This window comes from Variovorax rhizosphaerae (assembly GCF_037889975.1).
GTDB classification, from domain to species: Bacteria; Pseudomonadota; Gammaproteobacteria; order Burkholderiales; family Burkholderiaceae_C; genus Variovorax; species Variovorax rhizosphaerae.
Genome location: NZ_JBBKZT010000004.1, coordinates 477,360 through 495,388, shown reverse-complemented (window position 1 = coordinate 495,388; position 18,029 = coordinate 477,360). Strand labels below are relative to the sequence as shown.

Annotated in this window: 18 protein-coding genes and 1 tRNA gene; 15 read left to right on the top strand and 4 right to left on the bottom strand. The window is 66.7% G+C overall.

Going from position 1 to position 18,029, the window contains the following annotated elements:
* Positions 1 to 292: 292 nt before the first annotated feature.
* Positions 293 to 367, top strand: a tRNA-Arg gene (locus tag WKW82_RS11480).
* Positions 368 to 389: 22 nt separating this feature from the next.
* Here the strand turns inward: WKW82_RS11480 and WKW82_RS11475 are convergent.
* Complete coding sequence (locus tag WKW82_RS11475) at positions 390 to 1,313, bottom strand: LysR family transcriptional regulator (protein ID WP_340342415.1); 924 nt, start codon at positions 1,311 to 1,313, stop codon at positions 390 to 392.
* 117 nt (positions 1,314 to 1,430) lie between these two features.
* On the opposite strand from WKW82_RS11475, the gene WKW82_RS11470 reads away from it, so the two are divergent.
* From WKW82_RS11470 to WKW82_RS11455, 4 genes are read left to right on the top strand one after another with little or no spacing between them, the layout of a single operon-like run.
* A complete protein-coding gene (locus WKW82_RS11470; protein WP_340342414.1) occupies positions 1,431 to 2,633 on the top strand; it encodes a CaiB/BaiF CoA transferase family protein in 1,203 nt (400 codons plus the stop codon).
* Positions 2,634 to 2,691: 58 nt separating this feature from the next.
* Entirely contained in the window at positions 2,692 to 3,171 is a 480-nt protein-coding gene (locus WKW82_RS11465) for a MaoC family dehydratase (protein ID WP_340342413.1), read from the top strand.
* Between the two features lie 22 nt (positions 3,172 to 3,193).
* Positions 3,194 to 3,985 carry a class II aldolase/adducin family protein gene (locus WKW82_RS11460; protein ID WP_340342412.1) on the top strand — a complete coding sequence of 264 codons (792 nt, stop codon included), beginning with the start codon at positions 3,194 to 3,196 and terminating at the stop codon, positions 3,983 to 3,985.
* Between the two features lie 38 nt (positions 3,986 to 4,023).
* Positions 4,024 to 5,001, top strand: coding sequence for a tripartite tricarboxylate transporter substrate binding protein (locus tag WKW82_RS11455; protein ID WP_340342411.1), 978 nt, complete (start codon positions 4,024 to 4,026; stop codon positions 4,999 to 5,001).
* A 27-nt stretch (positions 5,002 to 5,028) separates the two neighbouring features.
* Here the strand turns inward: WKW82_RS11455 and WKW82_RS11450 are convergent, their stop codons facing one another.
* Positions 5,029 to 5,403 carry a hypothetical protein gene (locus tag WKW82_RS11450; protein WP_340342410.1) on the bottom strand — a complete coding sequence of 125 codons (375 nt, stop codon included), beginning with the start codon at positions 5,401 to 5,403 and terminating at the stop codon, positions 5,029 to 5,031.
* Between the two features lie 11 nt (positions 5,404 to 5,414).
* Entirely contained in the window at positions 5,415 to 5,741 is a 327-nt protein-coding gene (locus tag WKW82_RS11445) for a hypothetical protein (RefSeq protein WP_340342409.1), read from the bottom strand.
* A gap of 368 nt (positions 5,742 to 6,109) precedes the next feature.
* Between WKW82_RS11445 and WKW82_RS11440 the strand changes: the two genes are divergently transcribed.
* The 3 genes from WKW82_RS11440 to WKW82_RS11430 all read left to right on the top strand — a co-directional run bounded on the left by WKW82_RS11440 (position 6,110) and on the right by WKW82_RS11430 (position 10,192).
* A complete protein-coding gene (locus tag WKW82_RS11440) occupies positions 6,110 to 6,901 on the top strand; it encodes an SDR family NAD(P)-dependent oxidoreductase (RefSeq protein ID WP_340342408.1) in 792 nt (263 codons plus the stop codon).
* A gap of 395 nt (positions 6,902 to 7,296) precedes the next feature.
* Complete coding sequence (locus WKW82_RS11435) at positions 7,297 to 9,564, top strand: sensor histidine kinase (protein ID WP_340342407.1); 2,268 nt, start codon at positions 7,297 to 7,299, stop codon at positions 9,562 to 9,564.
* Positions 9,565 to 9,574: 10 nt separating this feature from the next.
* On the top strand, positions 9,575 to 10,192 hold the full coding sequence (locus WKW82_RS11430) for a response regulator transcription factor (protein WP_340342406.1): 618 nt from the start codon (positions 9,575 to 9,577) through the stop codon (positions 10,190 to 10,192).
* A 142-nt stretch (positions 10,193 to 10,334) separates the two neighbouring features.
* Here the strand turns inward: WKW82_RS11430 and WKW82_RS11425 are convergent, their stop codons facing one another.
* Positions 10,335 to 11,405, bottom strand: coding sequence for an AraC family transcriptional regulator (locus WKW82_RS11425; protein WP_340342405.1), 1,071 nt, complete (start codon positions 11,403 to 11,405; stop codon positions 10,335 to 10,337).
* A gap of 169 nt (positions 11,406 to 11,574) precedes the next feature.
* Between WKW82_RS11425 and WKW82_RS11420 the strand changes: the two genes are divergently transcribed.
* The 7 genes from WKW82_RS11420 (at position 11,575) to WKW82_RS11390 (ending at position 18,024) form a co-directional block, all read left to right on the top strand.
* The gene (locus WKW82_RS11420) at positions 11,575 to 13,266 is read left to right on the top strand and encodes a GMC family oxidoreductase (RefSeq protein ID WP_340342404.1); all 1,692 of its coding nucleotides are present in this window, start codon (positions 11,575 to 11,577) and stop codon (positions 13,264 to 13,266) included.
* A 210-nt stretch (positions 13,267 to 13,476) separates the two neighbouring features.
* Positions 13,477 to 14,460 carry a formylglycine-generating enzyme family protein gene (locus tag WKW82_RS11415; RefSeq protein ID WP_340342403.1) on the top strand — a complete coding sequence of 328 codons (984 nt, stop codon included), beginning with the start codon at positions 13,477 to 13,479 and terminating at the stop codon, positions 14,458 to 14,460.
* A gap of 9 nt (positions 14,461 to 14,469) precedes the next feature.
* Positions 14,470 to 14,955, top strand: a complete 486-nt coding sequence (locus WKW82_RS11410; RefSeq protein WP_340342402.1) for a YidH family protein — start codon at positions 14,470 to 14,472, stop codon at positions 14,953 to 14,955.
* 11 nt (positions 14,956 to 14,966) lie between these two features.
* Positions 14,967 to 15,350: a DUF1622 domain-containing protein gene (locus tag WKW82_RS11405; RefSeq protein ID WP_340342401.1), complete on the top strand. Its 384-nt coding sequence runs from the start codon at positions 14,967 to 14,969 to the stop codon at positions 15,348 to 15,350.
* A 220-nt stretch (positions 15,351 to 15,570) separates the two neighbouring features.
* Positions 15,571 to 15,702 carry a hypothetical protein gene (locus tag WKW82_RS11400; RefSeq protein ID WP_340342400.1) on the top strand — a complete coding sequence of 44 codons (132 nt, stop codon included), beginning with the start codon at positions 15,571 to 15,573 and terminating at the stop codon, positions 15,700 to 15,702.
* Positions 15,695 to 17,128: a TolC family protein gene (locus tag WKW82_RS11395; RefSeq protein WP_340342399.1), complete on the top strand. Its 1,434-nt coding sequence runs from the start codon at positions 15,695 to 15,697 to the stop codon at positions 17,126 to 17,128. The genes WKW82_RS11400 and WKW82_RS11395 overlap by 8 nt, the downstream gene beginning before the upstream one ends.
* Complete coding sequence (locus tag WKW82_RS11390) at positions 17,125 to 18,024, top strand: efflux RND transporter periplasmic adaptor subunit (protein ID WP_340342398.1); 900 nt, start codon at positions 17,125 to 17,127, stop codon at positions 18,022 to 18,024. The genes WKW82_RS11395 and WKW82_RS11390 overlap by 4 nt, the downstream gene beginning before the upstream one ends.
* Positions 18,025 to 18,029 lie beyond the last annotated feature (5 nt).

Sequence of the window (18,029 nt, the reverse complement as noted above, 5' to 3'; positions counted from 1 at the left end):
GGTTCGTCATGGCTTGTTTCCTTTGGGTTTCAGTTGGTATGGACGTATCTTCCCGCTGAAGGCGTAGTCGGCAAAAGCTAGAACCGGTCGATAGTTGGAGTGGATGCTCTATTGGCGAATCCACGAATGGCGCCTCAAGCAAGCGCACGACCCGCCAAGCACGCGAACCCGCTCGGCCCTGTACGAAATAGAGCACGAGCCGTACCATTCGATCCGGCCGGGAATCTTGCGGACGCTGCGTGCCGATTGCCCGGCAGATGCATGGCACAAGCTGGTAAAGTCCCCGCGCCCAGTCCTCGTAGTTCAATGGATAGAACGGGGTCCTCCTAAGACTCAGATACAGGTTCGATTCCTGTCGAGGGCACCAACTTCGGACGCAGTCGCCACGCTCAATCGAGCCCTCGGGAAGGCGCACCTCGCCCCTTCGAAGCCCGCTGCAGCGCCACTTCCCGAAACCGGATCGCCGCCGGATTGAGCGTGTCGATACGCGTTGCCATCGCCAACGAGATCCCTGCTGAAGCCGGCAGCCCCTGCACCGGCCGGAACACCACATCGCGCGCCGCCAGCCGCGCACTGACCGATGGCACCAGCGCCACTCCCATGCCGCTCTGCACCAGGCTGATCACCGTTTGCACCTGCGTGGCTTCCTGCGCGACCCGCGGCGTGAGACCGGCCTGCTGGAACACCAGTATCACCATCGCGTGCAGGCCGGGAACGTGCGTCGAGGCGTAGTCGACGAAAGGCTCGCGCGCGAGTTCCTGCAAGGTCAGGCGCTTCTTGCCTGCCAGCGCATGCGTTGAGGGCAGCACCGCGCAGAACATATCGCGCTCCACGATCTCGACGACCAACTCGCTGGCGGACCCGGTCGGATGGCGCACCAGCCCGACATCCAGCTCACCGCTCTCGACCATCGCCAGCAGTTCCAGGTTCGCCGACTCGCGCAGCACCAGTTCGACCTGCGGATAGCGCGCGCGAAACGCCGGGAGCAGGCCGGGCAGCAGCGCATAGGTGGCCGACCCGACGAAGCCGACCCGCAACGTTCCCCGCTCGCCCCCGGCCGCCGCCAGCGCCGCCTCGCGCAAGGCTTTTGCATCGTTCACACAACGCCGCGCCAGTGCCAGTGCGGCGGTACCCGCCGCCGTCAACGCGACGCCGCGCGGCTGCCGCTCGAACAGCGGCGCGCCAACTTCCTCCTCCAGCTTGCGGATCGCCACCGAGAGCGGCGGCTGCGCCATGTGCAGGCGCTCGGCGGCCCGGCCGAAGTTGAGCGTCTCGGCCACGGCGATGAACTGGTGCAGCTGGCGCAACTCCATGAGGCTTACTTCACATGTATGGCAAGTGACATGAACAGTATTGGACGCGTTAAGGCTCCACTTCTACGATTCGTGCATACCCCAACAGACGAGCGGCCCGAGACACCGCCAGCCACCATGACCATCGCCCCTGCGCCCAACCTGCCACTCGAAGGCGTCCGCGTCCTCGACCTGAGCGCGGTCGTGCTCGGCCCCTACGCCAGCCAGAACCTGGCCGAGTACGGCGCCGACGTCATCAAGATCGAGCCGCCCGAAGGCGACTCCACGCGCCGCACCGGCCCCAGCACCGAGCCCGGCATGGGCGCCATCTTCCTCGGCGTGAACCGCGGCAAGCGCAGCGTGGTGCTGGACCTCAAGCAAGCGGACGCCCGCGCCGCCCTGCTTACGCTGGTCGACACCGCCGACGTGCTGATGCACAGCATCCGCCCGCAAAAGCTCGCGGCCATCGGCCTGGACCCGGAAACGCTGCTCGCACGCAATCCGCGCCTGGTCTACGTCGGCCTGCATGGCTTCGCGGAGGACGGCCCCTACGGCGGCATGCCGGCATACGACGACATCATCCAGGGGCTCTCCGGTTGCGCGGCGCTGATGGAGCGGCAGTCCGGCGCACCGCAGTACTTCCCGACGATCGCAGCCGACAAGACCTCCGGACTCGTCGCCACCCACGCCATCCTGGCCGCGTTGTTCCGACGCGAGCGCACCGGCAAGGGCGGCTATGTCGAGGTGCCGATGCTCGAGTCGATGGTGTCCTTCAACCTGGTCGAGCACTTCTACGGCCATCACTTCTCGCCGCCGCTGGCCGACACCGGCTATCCGCGCCTCTTCGCCAAGCACCGCCGGCCCTATCGCACCGCGGACGGCTACCTCTGCGCCATGCCCTACACCGACGCGCACTGGAAGCGCTTCTTCACCGAAGGCGGCATGCCCGAGGCCGCGGCCGATCCGCGCTTCGCCGACATCACCGAGCGCACGCGGCACATCGATGCGCTCTACACGCTGGCCGCGCAGGTCATCGAGACCCGCAGCACCGATGAATGGCTCGAAGTGTTCGCGCGCCTCGAAGTGCCGGCCTCGCGCATGAACCGCCTCGAAGACTTGCCCGACGACGCGCACCTCAAGGCGACCGGTTTCTTCAAGACCATCGACGACCCGCGGATGGGCACATTGCACTTCCCCGGCGCACCGGTGCGCATCGATCGACAACAGCTGCTGGTGCGCATGGCGCCGCGCCTCGGCGAGCACACCCACCAGGTACTGAGCGAGGCCGGCATCGCGCCGCTCGGCGCCGAACAACCCGCATTGCAAGGAGCACCGATATGACCGCCGCCCAGCGGCCCCAAGGTGCTCGCACCGCATCGCACAACACGGAGATTCGCCCATGACCGCACCCGCCGCCAAGTACCCACTGCTCGGCCACGGTTTCTTCTGGCAAGACCTCGAGGTCGGGCAGAGATTCCAGACCTTCAACCGCACCGTGACCGAGACCGACCTGGTCAACTTCATCTCGTGCACCGGCATGCTGGAGATCATCTTCATCGATGCCGCAGGCGCCGCCAGCGCCATCGGTGGGCGTCCCGTTCCCGCTGCCCTCACTTACTCGCTCATCGAGGGCTTCATCCTGCAGACGATGATCCAGGGCACCGGCATGGCAATGCTCGAATGCACGCAGAAGGTGCTCGGCCCGGTGCGCGTCAACGACACCATCCACGCGGTCGTCGAGGTCGCCGGCGTCAAGCCCACGTCGAAGGGCAACCGCGCCATCGTCGACTCGAACATCGACGTCTTCAACCAGCGCGGCGAGCCTGTGCTGCGCTACACGGCCCGCCGCATGCTCGCCGGCCGCCCCGAATCCCATTGACTCCATAGAGGCCCGAATCACAATGACCGCCGCTGTCCAGACCCGCCCCGCTTCCGTCCGCGATCGCGTGAGCGACGCCGAATGGAAGGTCCGCACCGACCTTGCCGCCTGCTACCGCCTCGTCGCGAAGTACGGCATGAGCGACATCATCTACAACCACATCACGGCCAAGGTGCCGGGCGATGCGAAGCACTTCCTGATCAACCCGTTCGGGCTGCTGTACACGGAGATCACGGCCTCCTGCTTCTACACGCTGGACCTCGATGGCAACGTGGTCGACAAGCCCGATGGCGAGTTCGGCGAGTTCCCGGTGAACCGCGCGGGCTTCATGATCCACAGCGCCGTGCATGGCGCACGGCCCGACCTCAAGTGCGTGATGCACACCCACACCCGCGCCGGCATGGCGGTGTCGGCGATGAAGCAGGGGCTGCTGCCGCTCACGCAATCGGCGATGCGCTTCTACGGCGCCATCGGCTTCCACGACTACGAGCAGCCCACGGTCGACATGAGCGAGCGCGACCGCATCGCGCGCGACCTCGGCCCGCACAGCACGCTGATCTTGCGCAACCACGGCCTGGTGGCCTGCGGCCCGAGCGTGCAGGACACCTGGAACCTGATGTACTGGCTGGAGACCGCCTGCCAGGTGCAGGTCGACGTGCTGGCCAGCGGCGCCGAAGTCAGCATGCCCAGCCCGGAGCTGGCCGCCCAGATGGCCAGGCGCTACGGCCCGCAAGGCAAGGTCAATTTCGCGCCGATGGAATGGCCTGCGCTGCTGCGCCAGCTCGACCGCGAAGACCCTTCCTACAAGACCTGAGCGGCCGCGCTCACCTCATTTCAAGACTGGAGACAACCGTGTTCAAGACCCTCGCCATCGCCCTGGCCGCCACGGCCGCATTCACATCCCCCTTGCTCTCGCATGCCGACGACAAGTACCCCTCCAAGCCGGTGAAGATCATCGTGCCCTATGCACCGGGCGGCCCCAACGACATCGTGGCCCGCTTGCTCGCGTCGAAGCTCGGCGAGATCGAGAAGCAGTCCTTCATCGTCGAGAACAAGCCCGGCGGCGGCTCCAACATCGGCGCCGACTTCGTCGCCAAGGCGCCGGCCGACGGCTACACGCTGCTGATTGCGGCCACGTCGCATGCCATCAACATGTCGCTGTTCCCGAAGGAGCAATTGAAGTACGACCTGCTGAAGGACCTGGCGCCGGTCTCGATGATCATGACCGGCCCACTGGTGCTGGTGACCCGGCCCGACTTCCCGGCCAACAACCTGAAGGAACTCGTCGCGGCCGCCAAGGCCAAGCCGGGCGAGCTGTCCTTTGCATCGTCGGGCAATGGCTCGTCGACGCACCTCGGCGGCGAGATGCTCAACAGCGTGGCGGGCATCAAGACCATTCACGTGCCCTACAAGGGCAGCGGCCCCGGCCTGACCGACGTGATGGGTGGCCAGACCACCTACATGCTCGACACCATGATCTCCGCCACGCCCTTCGTGACCTCCGGCAAGCTCAAGGCGCTGGCGGTCACCGGCAGGAAGCGCTCGGCCGTGCTGCCCAATGTGCCGACCGTGGCCGAGCAGGGCTATCCCGACTTCGAGGCGGTCGCTTTCATCGGCATGATGGCCCCGGCCGCGACACCCAAGCCCATCGTCGACAAGATCAACGCGGACATGCAGAAAATCCTCGCGATGCCGGAGATCAAGGACAAGCTCGCAGCGCAGGGCTTCACGGCGGAATGGATGAAGCCGGCCGATTTCGGCAGCTACCTTGCGAAGGAGGTGCCCAAATGGGGCGCGATAGTGAAGAGTGCGAATGTGAAGGTGGATTGATACGCGCGCCGTGGCAATCGCGCGCCCTCAACCGGGCAGCGCCGGCAACCCGTCCCGCGCACGCTGCACCCCGGCCTCGATCGCACGCAGGGCCACCGGGTCATCCACGGCCAGCAAGGGCGTGAGGTTCGCCACCGGCAGGTCCAGATGGTCCAGGCAAGCGTTGCGCCAGGACCATGGCAGCGCCTCGTCCTGGCCGGTGCTCAGCAAGGTTTGCAAGACGCGCAGGTGCACTTCCCTTGCGGGGCGGATATCGCGGCGGGCAATCGCCAGGCCGGCTTTCACGTACAGGCGGATGTAGCCGGAATGGTGCGCGTAGAGGCCGCAGCGCACGTACATGCGCAGGCGGTTCCAGCGCCGCAGCAGGAGATCGTCCTCGGCTTCGGCATCGAGTCGTTGCATGGGCACTCCGGTCAATGCAGGGACACACCGCGCGCGCCGGGAGACATCTCGTCCATGACGGTGTCTTGCGCCGCAATCGACGTCGGGCGGGCCAGCGCGATCCACCGTTGGTGCGCGTGCGCCATGGCCTCGCGCAGGTGCGGGCTCAGTCCGGGATGGCTCCGCAGGAAGTACAGGTCGCTCATCACCTGTCGCGCCAGCAAGGCGCGATAGGCCTCGGGCTGGCCTGCGTGGCCGGGGCTGGGACCGGCCCATTCGGTCATCAAGGTCACGGCACGTGCCACCAGCGCACAGGCGCAGGGGGCGTCATGGACGTCGTCGTCGGGGGATTCATGCATGGCTTGCTCCGTCAGCGCATCAGGTCTCCCCCGCAACGAATCGCGGGGGCGGGATTGGGGCTGGCGGCGGCTTGCCTTGGAGGGTGGACGGTGTCGGGCGCCAAGTCCGGGCACCCACCGTCCGATCGTGGAGTTTAATGAGAATGTTTCTCATCCACAAGACCTTGCGATTGCGCAGCCCGCCTCGTCTCAAACTTCGGTGACCCGAACCTGGCCGCCCTGTCGGGGCTGAAGCTGGCCAGCGTGAACCGGCCTGTGGATTCGACCACCGTTGTTCGAGGACGCGCCTTGTGCACCCGGCCGGCGCAGAATCCACGGCGCCTGCATCGCCGGGCACCCCCCTCCCCTTCAACGACTCCCGAAAAAACATGACAGAACGCAAGGCAGCCATCGTCACAGGCTCTGCAACCGGCGTCGGCGCCGCAACCGCGCTCGCATTGGCGCGTCGAGGCTACGACGTGTTGATCAACTACTCTCGCAGCGAACGCGAGGCCAGGGAATCCGAGGCGGCCTGCCGCGAGGCCGGCGCCGACACCTTGCTCGTGTGCGGCGACATCTCGGACGATGCCGCCTGCCGCGCGATGGCCGAGGCCGCCATGGCGCGCTGGAACCGCATCGACGCACTGGTCAACAACGCGGGCATCACCTCCTTTGCCGGCTCGGCCAACTGGGATGCGTTGGACGCCAAGACCTTCCAGCGCATCCTGGACGTGAACGTGATCGGTGCGTTCCAGATGGTGCGCGCCTGCATGGCGCACCTGAAGAGGTCGCCCAACGGGTCGATCGTCAACGTGTCGTCGATCGCGGGGGCGCTCGGCATCGGCTCCTCCCTGGCCTACATCGCCTCGAAGGGCGCGGTCAACGCGATGACGCTGAACATGGCGCGCTCGCTCGCGCCGGAAATACGCGTGAACGCGGTCTGCCCCGGCATGATCACGACGCGATGGTTCGCCGACGGCATCGGCGAAGAGAACTTCCAGAAGCTGAAAGCGCAATACGAACAGTCGACGCCGCTCGGCCGGGCCTGCTCGGCCGAAGACGTGGCCGAAGCGGTGCTGTGGCTGACCGAAGGCGCCCGCACGGTCACGGGCGAATTGGTGCTACTGGATTCGGGGACGCACCTCGGCCGTCCGCCAGCCGTGGTGCAGGCGGCGAAGTAACGGGGGCACGCCCGCTGTTCCAGGGATGGCCCGCGCGCGCAAGGTGCGCGGGCTTTTTTGTCCTGCGCGCGTTCGTCGGCGGGCGCGTTCAGGCGAGTCTGGCCTCGCATTGAGGCCGGTCCGGGCGCCGCGCTCGATGAGAGGAAATCCTCGCGGCACTAGCGCTGTTGGCGCCTGTGGAAAGGTGGACCGTAACGCCTTCGCTGCGCACTGTACCCGCATGCCCGCGCTCACCGTGCTACCGGATTCCGTCGTCTTCCGCGATACAAATAACACTTATTTACTTTGGTAAAAATTGAATTGACGGTTGGCGCGAACGGCTACATTACGCACCTCCAACCGACTGCCGATGTCTGATTTCTTGCGCGACGACATCCTGTGAACCAACGGGACCCATGATCAGTTCGACCCAGCGCCGGGACCTGCTCAAGACCGGCTCGCCCCATGGTGTCATGGTGCACCTCGTGTTTCTGCTGCTTGCCTGTTGCCTGTTGCCGGCCACTGCGAACGCCGAGCCGGCGGGCCGGAATGTGCTGGTGCTTTTCTCCGGCGACCGGCAGGCCGCGGCCAATGTCGAGATCGAGCGTGGGCTGCGGGAAAGCCTCGGCGACCCGATCGACCGGGAGGTCGACTTCTTCACCGAATTCCTCGACGAAGCCGTCTTTGCCGGCGACGCCTACGAGCAGACCGTCACCACCTACCTGCGCGACAAGTACGCCCTGCGCAAGCCCGAAGTCATCGTCGCCGGCGGCCGGCCTGCGCTCGACTTCCTGTTGCGCCATCGCGCCGCCCTGTTCCCGGACGTGCCCGTGGTGCATGTCGCCGTCTCGCGCAGCGCCATCGCCACGGCGCAACCGCTGCCCGCCAATGTGGTCGGCATGCCGGTCGACGACGACTTTGGCGGGACCATCCGCCAGGCCTTGCAATGGCACCCTGCAGCGCGGCGCGTGGTGGTGGTCACCGGGGCCGGTCCGGCCGACCGGCAACCCGCCACCGATGCGCGCGCAACCATCGCCGGGCTCGACCTGCACGTGCCGGTCGAATACCTCTCGGGCCTCTCGGCCGATGCGACGGCCAGGCGTCTGCGGCAGCTCGGCGCCGACACCGTGGTGTTCACGCCCGGCTACGAGCAGGACGGCGACGGCCGCATGTTCCGCCCCCGCGAATCGACCACGCTGATCGCCGAGGCGTCACGCGCGCCGGTCTACGCCCCCTACAGCGCACTCATCGGCACCGGCATCGTGGGCGGCCTGATGCCTTCCTACCTGGAGATGGGCCGGCAAGCGGCCAAGGCCATCGACGGCCTGCTGGACGGCGCGCTGCCCGAGGCGCTGGCGCTCCCGGCCAGCGTGCCGGTGCACCTGCAAGTCGACTGGCGCCAGGCGCGCAAATGGGGCCTGCCCGTCGACAGCCTGCCGGCCGATGCCATCGTTCATTTCAGGGCTCCGACCTTCTGGGACCGGTACCGGGACCAGGCGCTCGTCCTGTCGGGCGTGGGGCTGCTGCTGGCCATGCTGATCACGGCGTTCTTGCTCGAATGGCGCCTGCGTCGGCGGACCATCTTCGCGCTGGAGGAAAGCGAGCGGCGCATGAATCTCGCGGCGCGCGCGGCCCGGCTGTCGATGTGGATTTGGGACGTGGGCCGCGACAAGATCTGGCCGCTTGCCGAGTTGCGCGAGTACGTCGGCCCGTCGAAGGAGAAGCCGGTGCGCTTCGACCGCGTGCTGGACACCGTGCACCCGGCCGATCGCGAAGGCGTCGACCAGGCCGTGCGGCGCGCGGTGGCGCAGGACGTGGAAGTCGACGTCGAATACCGCGTGCTGGAGCCCAGCGGCGGCGTCCGGTGGATCGCCGCGCGCGGCCGTGCCGAAGCCGGCTCCGACCACCGCATGACCGGCGTGGCGCTCGACATCACCGCGCGCAAGGAAGCCGAGCTGCAGGCCGAGAAGGACCGCGCCGCGCTGACGCACATGACCCGCGTGTCGATGATGGGCCAGATGTCGGCCTCGATCGCGCACCAGTTGAACCAGCCGCTGGCGGCCATCCTCGGCAACGCGGAGGCCGCACGCAAGATCCTGCGGCATGACCAGCCCGACCTGGCGGAAGTGCGCGAGATCTGCGAGGACATCATCAGCGAGGACCGGCGCGCCGCCGAGATCATCCGGCGCCTGGGTGCGCTGTTCAAGCACGGCGAGATGCACTTCACGGCGCTCAGCCTCAACGAACTGGTGACGGAGACGCTGGACCTGGTGCGCACCGAGCTGAACCGCCGTCACATCCACGCCGCGACCGAGCTTGCGCCCTGGCTGCCGCTGGTCGAGGGCGGCCGGGTGCAACTCCAGCAGGTGCTGCTGAACCTCATCCTCAATGCCGCCGACGCCATGAACGAAGTCGACACGTGCCGGCGCCGCTTGAGCATCCGCACCGAATGCGACGACACCCACGTGCGGGTCCATGTGGTCGACCGGGGCACGGGCATCGACGTGCAGGACATCCGCCGTGTGTTCGAGCCGTTCTGGAGCACCAAGGCCGGCGGCACCGGCATGGGCCTGGCGATCTGCAAGTCGATCATCACGGCGCACCGGGGCACGCTCACCGCCGGCAACAACCCGGAGGGCGGCGCGACCTTCGTTGTCACATGGCCGTTGCGACAGTCCGGTTGAATCCAAGGCCATGGAAACCATGCCCGAACTGGATACCGTGTTCCTTGTCGACGACGACCCGTCCGTGTGCAAGTCGCTCACGCGGGTGTTGCGCGGGGAGGGATGGCGCGTCCACAGCTTCACCTCCGCGGAGGCCTTCCTCACGCGGCCTGATCCACGCACGCGCGGCTGCCTGGTGCTGGACGTGACGATGCCCGGGCTCGACGGGCTGGAACTGCAACACCGCCTGATGCAGACCGGCCATCCGCTGCCCATCGTCTTCCTCAGCGGACATGGCGACATTCCCATGACGGTGCAGGCGATCAAGGCCGGCGCCGCCGACTTCCTCACCAAGCCGGTCAGCGCCGCCACCCTGGTCGAGGCGGTGCGAAGGGCCGTGGCGCAGGATGCGTCGACCTGCCAGGCCAACGCCGAGGCCGCCGCCTGCGAGGCCCGGCTGGCCACGCTGACTGCGCGCGAACGCGAGGTGCTCGCCGCCGTCGTCAAGGGCCGCCTCAACAAGCAGATCGCCAATGATCTCGGCATCGTCGAGCAGACCGTCAAGTTCCACCGTGCGCGCATCATGGAACGCATGCAGACGCGCACCGTGGCGGAACTGATGCACGTGGCCGCGAAGCTGGGGTGGTGAATTCAGCAGCGCCGAGAAGGCGTGAAGATTCCGTAGCGAGGGCGCCAGCCGGGAGGTCGGGCCGCGCACCGCAGTCGCACTCTCGTGCGGCGAGGAGCGCAGGCCTGAGATCGGTGGCCGCAGTAGGAATATTCGCGCCTTCTCAACTTGCTCGGCGGTCCCGGTAGTACGTCGTCGTCTGGTTCGTCCACTTCCGGAACGCCTTGCGGAAGTTCGACACATCGGAGAAACCGGTGCGCTCCGCGATCTCGCCGACCGAGAGTTCGGTGCGCTCCAGGAACTCGATGGCCAGGCGCTTGCGCACGCCGTCGATGATGTTCTGGTAGCTGGTGCCGGCCTCGAACAGGCGGCGGTGCAAGGTCCGGGTCGACAGGTGCAGCCGGTCGGCCATCTGCTCCGCGCGGGGCAGGCCACCCGACGCGTTGAGGCAGATTTCCTTGATGGTCAGGACCAGCGGGTTCTCTCCGCCAGCGGCTTCCAGCATGCGGCTGCAGAAGGCCGATGACACCTCGGCCGTGATCGGATTGGCATTGGGCAGCGGCAACTCGAGCAGGCGGGCGTCGAAGTGCCACTGCATGGCCGGCGAGTCGAAAGCCACCGGGCAGCGAAGGATCTCCTCGTAGCGCTGCGCGCTGGCCGGCGCCGGGTAGGGCAACTCCAGGCGCAGCGCCTCGAAGGGCCGCTCCAGCACGCGGCTGATCAGCATTTGCATCGAGCTGAACCAGAACTCCGTGGCCAGCGGCAGCAAGGGGCCCAGGTCGATGACGTCGTGGCCTTCGAAAATGGCGACGTTGCCCGCGACCCGGAAGGTCTTCTCGATGACCGGGCCGGCCAGGCGCACGTGCTTGACGCCGAAATCGATGGCCTCGCCAAAGGTCGCGCTGCTCAGGAGCGCATAGCCATAGACGCCGAAGTCGGACAGGCGCTGGCGCTGCCCGGCCAGCAGGCCTACCGCCGGGTCATTCGACAGCTCGCGCACCTTGCCGAAGAGCGCAATCTTCTGGCGGTGCGAGATGCGGGCCTGCGAGTCTGAAACGGCCTGGGGTGCGATGCCGGTGCCCGCAAAAAGCCGCTCGACGCCCACCCCCTGCGCGGACATGGCGTCGACCAGGGCATTGAGGCCCAGCATGCTGTGCAACGGGCGGTCCAGATCGCTGCCGTCGCGCACGGTGATTCGCCCCGCGGGAGCCTCAAAGGCGATGGATTTGCGCACGATCAAACAGTTTGTTGGGTCTTGGCGGATTTTCACCCGAATGTGGCTGAGTTCAACCTAGGCGCGACCCCCGGTGCGGCCCTACATTCGCGGCAGTCACGTCGCAGGCCCCGCCCTGCGACTTCAGGAATTCCAGAGCACAGATTCACCACAACTCCGAGAGACAAGCATGAGCATTGAAGAATTTGACTATGTCGTCGTTGGCGCCGGTTCGGGCGGCTGCGTCGTTGCATCGCGATTGAGCGAGGAGTCCGCCACCACGGTGTGCATGCTCGAAGCCGGCGGGCCGGACACCAGCGTGATGATCCACGCCCCGCTGGGCGTGGTGACCATGCTGCCCAGGCCCTTCAACAACTGGGCCTACGAAACGGTCCCGCAGAAGGGCCTCAACGGCCGCAAGGGCTACCAGCCGCGCGGCAAGACGCTGGGCGGGTCGAGCTCGATCAACGCGATGGTCTACATGCGCGGCAACCGCTGGGACTACGACCACTGGTCGGCACTCGGCAACGCCGGCTGGTCCTACGAGGACGTGCTGCCCTACTTCATCCGCGCCGAGAACAACGAGACGCACCGCAACGACCCGCTGCACGGCACCAGCGGCCCGCTCAACGTGGCCGAGCTGCGCAGCCCGAGCCCCATCAACAAGGTCTTCCTCGAAGCCTGCCAGCAGCAGGGCATTCCGCTCAACAGGGACGTCAACGGCGCCGAGCAACTCGGCGTGCAGATCTACCAGGTCACGCAGAAGAACGGCGAGCGCCACAGCGTGGCCAAGGGCTACATCACGCCCAACCTGTTCCGCCCCAATCTCTCCGTGCGCACCAACGCCCTCACCTCGCGCATCCTGTTCGAAGGCAAGCGCGCGGTCGGCGTCGTGTACACGGTGGATGGCGTCGAGAAGCAGGTGCGCGCACGGCGCGAGGTCATCCTCTCGTCCGGCGCCTTCGGCTCGCCGCAGATCCTGCTGATGTCGGGCGTGGGCCCTGCGGCCGACCTGCAGAAGCTCGGCATCCCGGTGGTGCATGACCTGCCCGGCGTCGGCGAGAACCTGCAGGACCACATCGACCATGTGCAGAGCTACAAGACCTCTTCGCCGAACGAGACCTTCGGCGTCTCGGTGCGCGGCGGCATGCGCGTGCTGTCGGCCATCCCCGAGTGGAAGAAGCGCCGCACCGGCCTCGTGACCTCCAACTTCGCGGAGTCCGGCGGCTTCGTCTGCTCCTCGCCCGACGTGAAGGTGCCCGACCTGCAACTGGTGTTCGTGGTGGCGGTGGTGGACGACCACAGCCGCAAGATGCACACGGGCCAAGGCTATTCATGCCACGTCGACCTGCTGCGCCCCTACAGCCGCGGCACCGTGAAGCTGGCCAGCCGCAATGCGACCGTGGCGCCGGTGATCGACCCCAAGTTCTTCGACGACGAACGCGACCTCGACACCCTGGTGAAGGGCGTGCAGTTGCAGATGGGCATCCTGGAGGCTCGCCCCTTCGACGCCTACCGCGGCAAGATGCTCTACAAGGTGGACCGCAACGACGTTGCCGCCATCAAGGAAGACATCCGCAACCGCGCCGACACGCAGTACCACCCCTGCGGCACCTGCAAGATGGGCCCGGCGAGCGATCGCATGTCGGTGGTGGACGAGCAGTTGCGCGTGCGTGGCATCGAAGGCCTGCGCGTGGTCGACGCCTCGGTCATGCCGACCGTCATCGGCGGCAACACCAATGCGCCGACGGTGATGATCGCGGAGAAGGCGGCGGACATGATCCGCGGCGTGCCGGCGCAAGCCAAGGCAGGCGCTGCAGTGAACATCGCCACGAGCACCAGCGTGGCGCCGGCCGCCGCCGAGGAAGCTGTCGCCGCATAAGGCAAGCGCTTCGTCGCAAGTCCCCCTGTACAGCCCCCGTTGCAACCGCAGCGGGGGCTTTTCTGCATGGGCCGGGGCTGCACCAAAGGCCAGTAGCCGCCGCGTCGGCTTGAGGTACAACATCCGCTTTGCAACATTGGCTGTGCGATTCCCGGACGACAACCTGCGCCGGTCGGTCGCGTGCTGCCATCGGTCACCAGGAAGCTTGAATTGAACGATCTTGTGAAAACGGAGCCGGCGAAGGCGAAGGCGCATGCGGCGCCCGGCGACAACATGGCATGGATCCCGGGCGGTACCTTCCGCATGGGGTCGGAGAACTTCTACCCCGAAGAGGCGCCGGTGCATCGCGTGGCCGTGGACGGCTTCTGGATCGACCGGCACACCGTCACCAATGCCGAGTTCAAGCGCTTCGTCGATGCCACCGGCCATGTCACGCTGGCCGAGCGGCCGGCCAACGCGGCCGACTATCCGGGCGCCGACCCGGCCCTGCTGGTGCCGTCGTCGGTGATGTTCCAGAAGGCTGCGCAACGCGTGGACCTGAGCAACCACCACAACTGGTGGACCTATGTCGCAGGCGCCAACTGGAAGCATCCGCGCGGACCGAAGAGCGGACTTCAAGGCTTGTGGAAACATCCCGTGGTGCACGTGGCCTTCGAGGACGCGCAAGCCTATGCGACATGGGCCGGCAAGGACCTGCCGACCGAGGCCGAATGGGAGTTCGCCGCGCGCGGCGGGCTGGACGGCGCCGACTACGCATGGGGCGACGAACTGACGCCCGGACGCCGCCACATGGCCAACACCTGGCAAGGCGAATTCCCGTGGCAGAACCATCTCGAGGACGGCTATGAATGGACGGCCCCCGTGGGCTCCTACCCGCCCAACGGCTATGGCCTCTACGACATGACCGGCAACGTCTGGGAATGGACCACCGACTGGTACCAGGAGCACGGCAAGATCGCGCATCCCTGCTGCACGCTCGACAACCCGCGCGGCGGCACGCAGGAGGACAGCCCCAATCCGAGTGCATCGGCCGGCCTGCGCATTCCGCGCAAGGTCATGAAGGGCGGCTCGTACCTTTGCGCACCCAACTATTGCAAGCGCTACCGGCCGGCCGCGCGCATGCCGCAGGACATCGACACCTCCACCTGCCACCTCGGCTTCCGCTGCATCTCGCGCGCGGCAGGGCCAACATAGGAACGACACATGGCCGACGGGCAATTCGACGCTACGCCAGGGAAGCTCAAGCACAGCGGCTCCTCCGAGGAGGCGTCCACCGAGTTGTCGTCGCGCCGCACCGGCATGTCCTTCCAGCGCACGCGCATGAGCGCGGACCGCACGCTGATGTCGGTGATCCGCACCTCGTTGTCGCTGATCGGCTTCGGCTTCACGATCTACCAGGTGTTCCAGAAGATGCGCGATGCGGACATGCTCAAGAGCGCCGCGGCGCCGCGTCTCTTCGGTGAAGCGCTGGTGTGGCTCGGCCTCTTGATGCTGGTGCTGGGCATCATCTATCACATCGGCTTCATGCGCGGCCTGCGCAAGGAGCGGGCGGAGCTGCATGCGCAGGGGTTGGTGCATGCAGAGAGCCATTTCCCGTTGTCGATGACCTTCATCGTCGCGATCCTGTTGCTCGCGCTGGGCCTCGTGGCCATCTTCGGCATGAGCTTCAACATCGGACCGTTTCACTAGGGGGCTTGCAGATGGAACTGGAACACCTGGAAATCACGCTGCGCGAGATCGCCCACCTGGTGTCGCTGGTCATCGAGACCTGCGCAGTGCTGTTCATCGCCATCGGCGCGATCGCGGCCCTGCTCAAGATCGTGCGCGTGGGCATGGGCAAGCGCACCGACGACGCCGATTACCAGCGGCGCGCCGTCTGGCTGTCGTTCGCGCGCTGGCTGGTGGCGGGGCTCACGTTCCAGCTGGCGGCGGACATCGTCAACACCTCCTTCTCGCCCACCTGGGAAGAACTCGGCCACCTCGCCGCGATCGCGGTGATACGGACCTTCCTCAACTTCTTCCTCGAGCGCGAGGTGGAAGAAAAGATCGAAATGCAGGAAGGCTTCGAGAAGCGTTCCGCTTGACACACAGGTAACGGTGTCAGCCCGATTTCCGGGCGCGAAATGCCTCGTCCGGCTGGCACAAATGCGCTCGGGCGCTTGACGGACAAATCCGACTTTTTCCGTAGGAATTTGTCACTCAATTGTTTCACCAACTATTTGCTTCGTGCGAAGTGGGCGTTAACCTGCATCCACAACAACCCGACGAGGTGGCAATGTCATCAACTGAGAAGTTGGAAAGCGGATGCAACAAGTCATCCCGCTCAAAGCCCCGGATCCGTCGAACGCCGACCCGCAGCCTGAGTGCCGTGTCGGCCAGCATCCTGATGATTTGCGGCGCATTGAACGGTTGTTCGATCACCCCGGCGATGCTTGATGAGCAGAAGCACAAGGACCGGTCCGCGGCCCTGATCTCGCGCATGGCCGCGGACCAGGAACCGGTCTCGGCGCCGGTGGACCTCTACAACGCGATGGCGCGCGCCATCAAGTACAACCTGGACTATCGCGTCGAGGTGATGGACCAGGCGCTGCGCACCAAGGACCTCAACCTCAAGCGCTTCGACATGCTGCCCAAGGTGATGGCCGACCTGGACTACACCGGCCGCAGCAACGATTCGGGCGGCTTCAGCCGGTCCTTGCTAACCGGAAGGATCAGCCTGGAACCATCGACCTCCAGCGACCGCGATGTGTTCGCGCAGGACCTCACGCTGAGCTGGGACCTGCTCGACTTCGGCCTGTCCTATGTGCGTGCGCAACAGGCTGCCGACGAGGTGATGCTGTCGGAGGAACGCAAGCGCAAGGTGATCAACCGCATCGTCGAGGACGTGCGCTCGGCCTACTGGCGCGCGGTGAGCGCGCAGCGCCTGCTGACCAAGATCACCGACCTGGAGAGGGTGACGCAGGAGGCCCTGCAGCAGGCCGAGCAGCAGCAGAGCACCGGCCTGACCGCTCCGCTCTCCGCGCTGAGCTACCAGCGCGAACTGTTGAGCATCCGGCGCGAGGCACAGACGCTGGCTCGCGAGCTCAGCGTGGCCAAGCAACAGCTCGCCGCCCTGATGAACGTGCCGCCAGAGACCCAGTTCCAGGTCGTGCTGCCGCCGCGCAACACGCCGTGGCAACCGGTTCGCATGCAGAACGCCGAGATGCTGCGCATGGCGATCGAGAACCGGCCCGAGTTGCGCGAAGTGGCCTACCAGATGCGCAGCAACGACCGCGAAGGCGTGGCCGCCATCCTGCGCACGTTGCCCAGCCTGCGCGTGTTCATCGGCGCCGACTGGAGCGACAACAGCTATCTCTACAACAACAGCTGGACCGGCTACGGCGCACGCGCCAGCTGGAACGTGCTGAACGTGTTCCGCCTGCCGGCCGACCGGGCCCGCGTACAGGCACAGAACGACCTGCTCGACGAGCGTGCCAAGGCGCTGACCATGGCCGTCGCCACGCAGGTGCAAGTGAGTCGCGCACGCTATGAGTTCCGCCTGCGCGAACTCGACACCGCGCAGCGCTACCTGGCGGTGCAGGGCAAGATCGAGAACCAGTTCGATGCCGGCTTCAAGGCCGAGAAGCTGAGCCGCCAGACGCTGATCCGCGAGCAGATGAACACGGTCGTGTCGGAGGTGCGGCTGGACGTGGCGCTGGCCGATCTGCAGAACGCCTACGCCAACATCTATGCCTCCATCGGCATCGACCCGATCGACGTCAGCATGAGCAGCAGCGACTCGGTCGAGGTGCTGTCGAACAAGCTGCGCACGCTCTGGGCGCAGCGCGATGACGCGCTGGCCGCGACCTCGATTCGCCGATGACCTTGCATTCCCTCCCACGTGGCGCCGGCGCGCTGGGCCTGCTGCTGGCCGGCACCCTGGCCCTTGCACAAGGCAGCGGTGGTGGCGGACCCGATGCCAGCATCGCGCGCGGCGTGCTGCGCGCGCAGAACGAGGCGGTGCTGTCGAGCACGCTGTCCGAGGTGATCCTGAACATGCCGTACCGCGAAGGCGATCGCTTTCCCAAGGGCGCCGCGCTGGTCACCTTCGATTGCAGCCGCCTGGCCGCCGACCTTCGCGCGGCCCGCGCAGGCGAGGCCGCGGAGGCGCGCAATGCCACGGTGCAGGCCGAGTTGCTGACCATGGGCGCAACGGGCCGGGCCGATGCCGACATCGCGCTGCTCAAGCAGAAGGAGCGCGGCGCGCAGGCGCAGACGATCCAGGCGCGCATGGCGGGTTGCACCGTCGTCGCGCCCTTTGCGGGCCGCGTGGTCGAGACCATGGCACGCAAGCACGAGGCGCCGCCGCCCAACGAGAAGCTGATGCGCATCGTCAGCGACGGGCCGCTGGAGCTGTACATGGTGGTGCCGTCGAAGTGGCTGAGCTGGCTCAAGGTCGGCTCCAGCTTCGACTTCAAGGTCGACGAGACCGGCGCGACCGTGAAGGCCGTGGTCGACCGCATCTCCGGCGCCGTGGATGCGGTGAGCCAGACCGTGAAGATCATCTGCAAGGTGCCGAACGTGCCGGCCGGCGTGCTGCCCGGCATGAGCGGGGCGGCCCGGCTGGAACAAGGCGCGGGCGCATCGCCAGCAGCAGCTCCCGTGGCCGCGCCTGCCGCCGTTTCGGCCTCGCCGGTCACTGCCCCCGCCCGACCCTCGCCAGGCACTGCACCGGCAACCTCACCACCACCCAAAGGGAGCAGCGGCACGAGTCGCTGAAACAC

What these genes read in the sequence shown, in the direction of transcription:
- WKW82_RS11410 (WP_340342402.1), top strand. Translation starts at nt 14,470, where the DNA reads ATGGCCGACGGGCAATTCGACGCTACGCCAGGGAAGCTCAAGCACAGC.
- WKW82_RS11470 (WP_340342414.1), top strand. Translation starts at nt 1,431, where the DNA reads ATGACCATCGCCCCTGCGCCCAACCTGCCACTCGAAGGCGTCCGCGTC.
- WKW82_RS11445 (WP_340342409.1), bottom strand. Translation starts at nt 5,741, where the DNA reads ATGCATGAATCCCCCGACGACGACGTCCATGACGCCCCCTGCGCCTGT.
- WKW82_RS11440 (WP_340342408.1), top strand. Translation starts at nt 6,110, where the DNA reads ATGACAGAACGCAAGGCAGCCATCGTCACAGGCTCTGCAACCGGCGTC.
- WKW82_RS11395 (WP_340342399.1), top strand. Translation starts at nt 15,695, where the DNA reads ATGCTTGATGAGCAGAAGCACAAGGACCGGTCCGCGGCCCTGATCTCG.
- WKW82_RS11435 (WP_340342407.1), top strand. Translation starts at nt 7,297, where the DNA reads ATGATCAGTTCGACCCAGCGCCGGGACCTGCTCAAGACCGGCTCGCCC.
- WKW82_RS11430 (WP_340342406.1), top strand. Translation starts at nt 9,575, where the DNA reads ATGGAAACCATGCCCGAACTGGATACCGTGTTCCTTGTCGACGACGAC.
- WKW82_RS11390 (WP_340342398.1), top strand. Translation starts at nt 17,125, where the DNA reads ATGACCTTGCATTCCCTCCCACGTGGCGCCGGCGCGCTGGGCCTGCTG.
- WKW82_RS11475 (WP_340342415.1), bottom strand. Translation starts at nt 1,313, where the DNA reads ATGGAGTTGCGCCAGCTGCACCAGTTCATCGCCGTGGCCGAGACGCTC.
- WKW82_RS11460 (WP_340342412.1), top strand. Translation starts at nt 3,194, where the DNA reads ATGACCGCCGCTGTCCAGACCCGCCCCGCTTCCGTCCGCGATCGCGTG.
- WKW82_RS11420 (WP_340342404.1), top strand. Translation starts at nt 11,575, where the DNA reads ATGAGCATTGAAGAATTTGACTATGTCGTCGTTGGCGCCGGTTCGGGC.
- WKW82_RS11450 (WP_340342410.1), bottom strand. Translation starts at nt 5,403, where the DNA reads ATGCAACGACTCGATGCCGAAGCCGAGGACGATCTCCTGCTGCGGCGC.
- WKW82_RS11465 (WP_340342413.1), top strand. Translation starts at nt 2,692, where the DNA reads ATGACCGCACCCGCCGCCAAGTACCCACTGCTCGGCCACGGTTTCTTC.
- WKW82_RS11405 (WP_340342401.1), top strand. Translation starts at nt 14,967, where the DNA reads ATGGAACTGGAACACCTGGAAATCACGCTGCGCGAGATCGCCCACCTG.
- WKW82_RS11400 (WP_340342400.1), top strand. Translation starts at nt 15,571, where the DNA reads ATGCAACAAGTCATCCCGCTCAAAGCCCCGGATCCGTCGAACGCCGAC.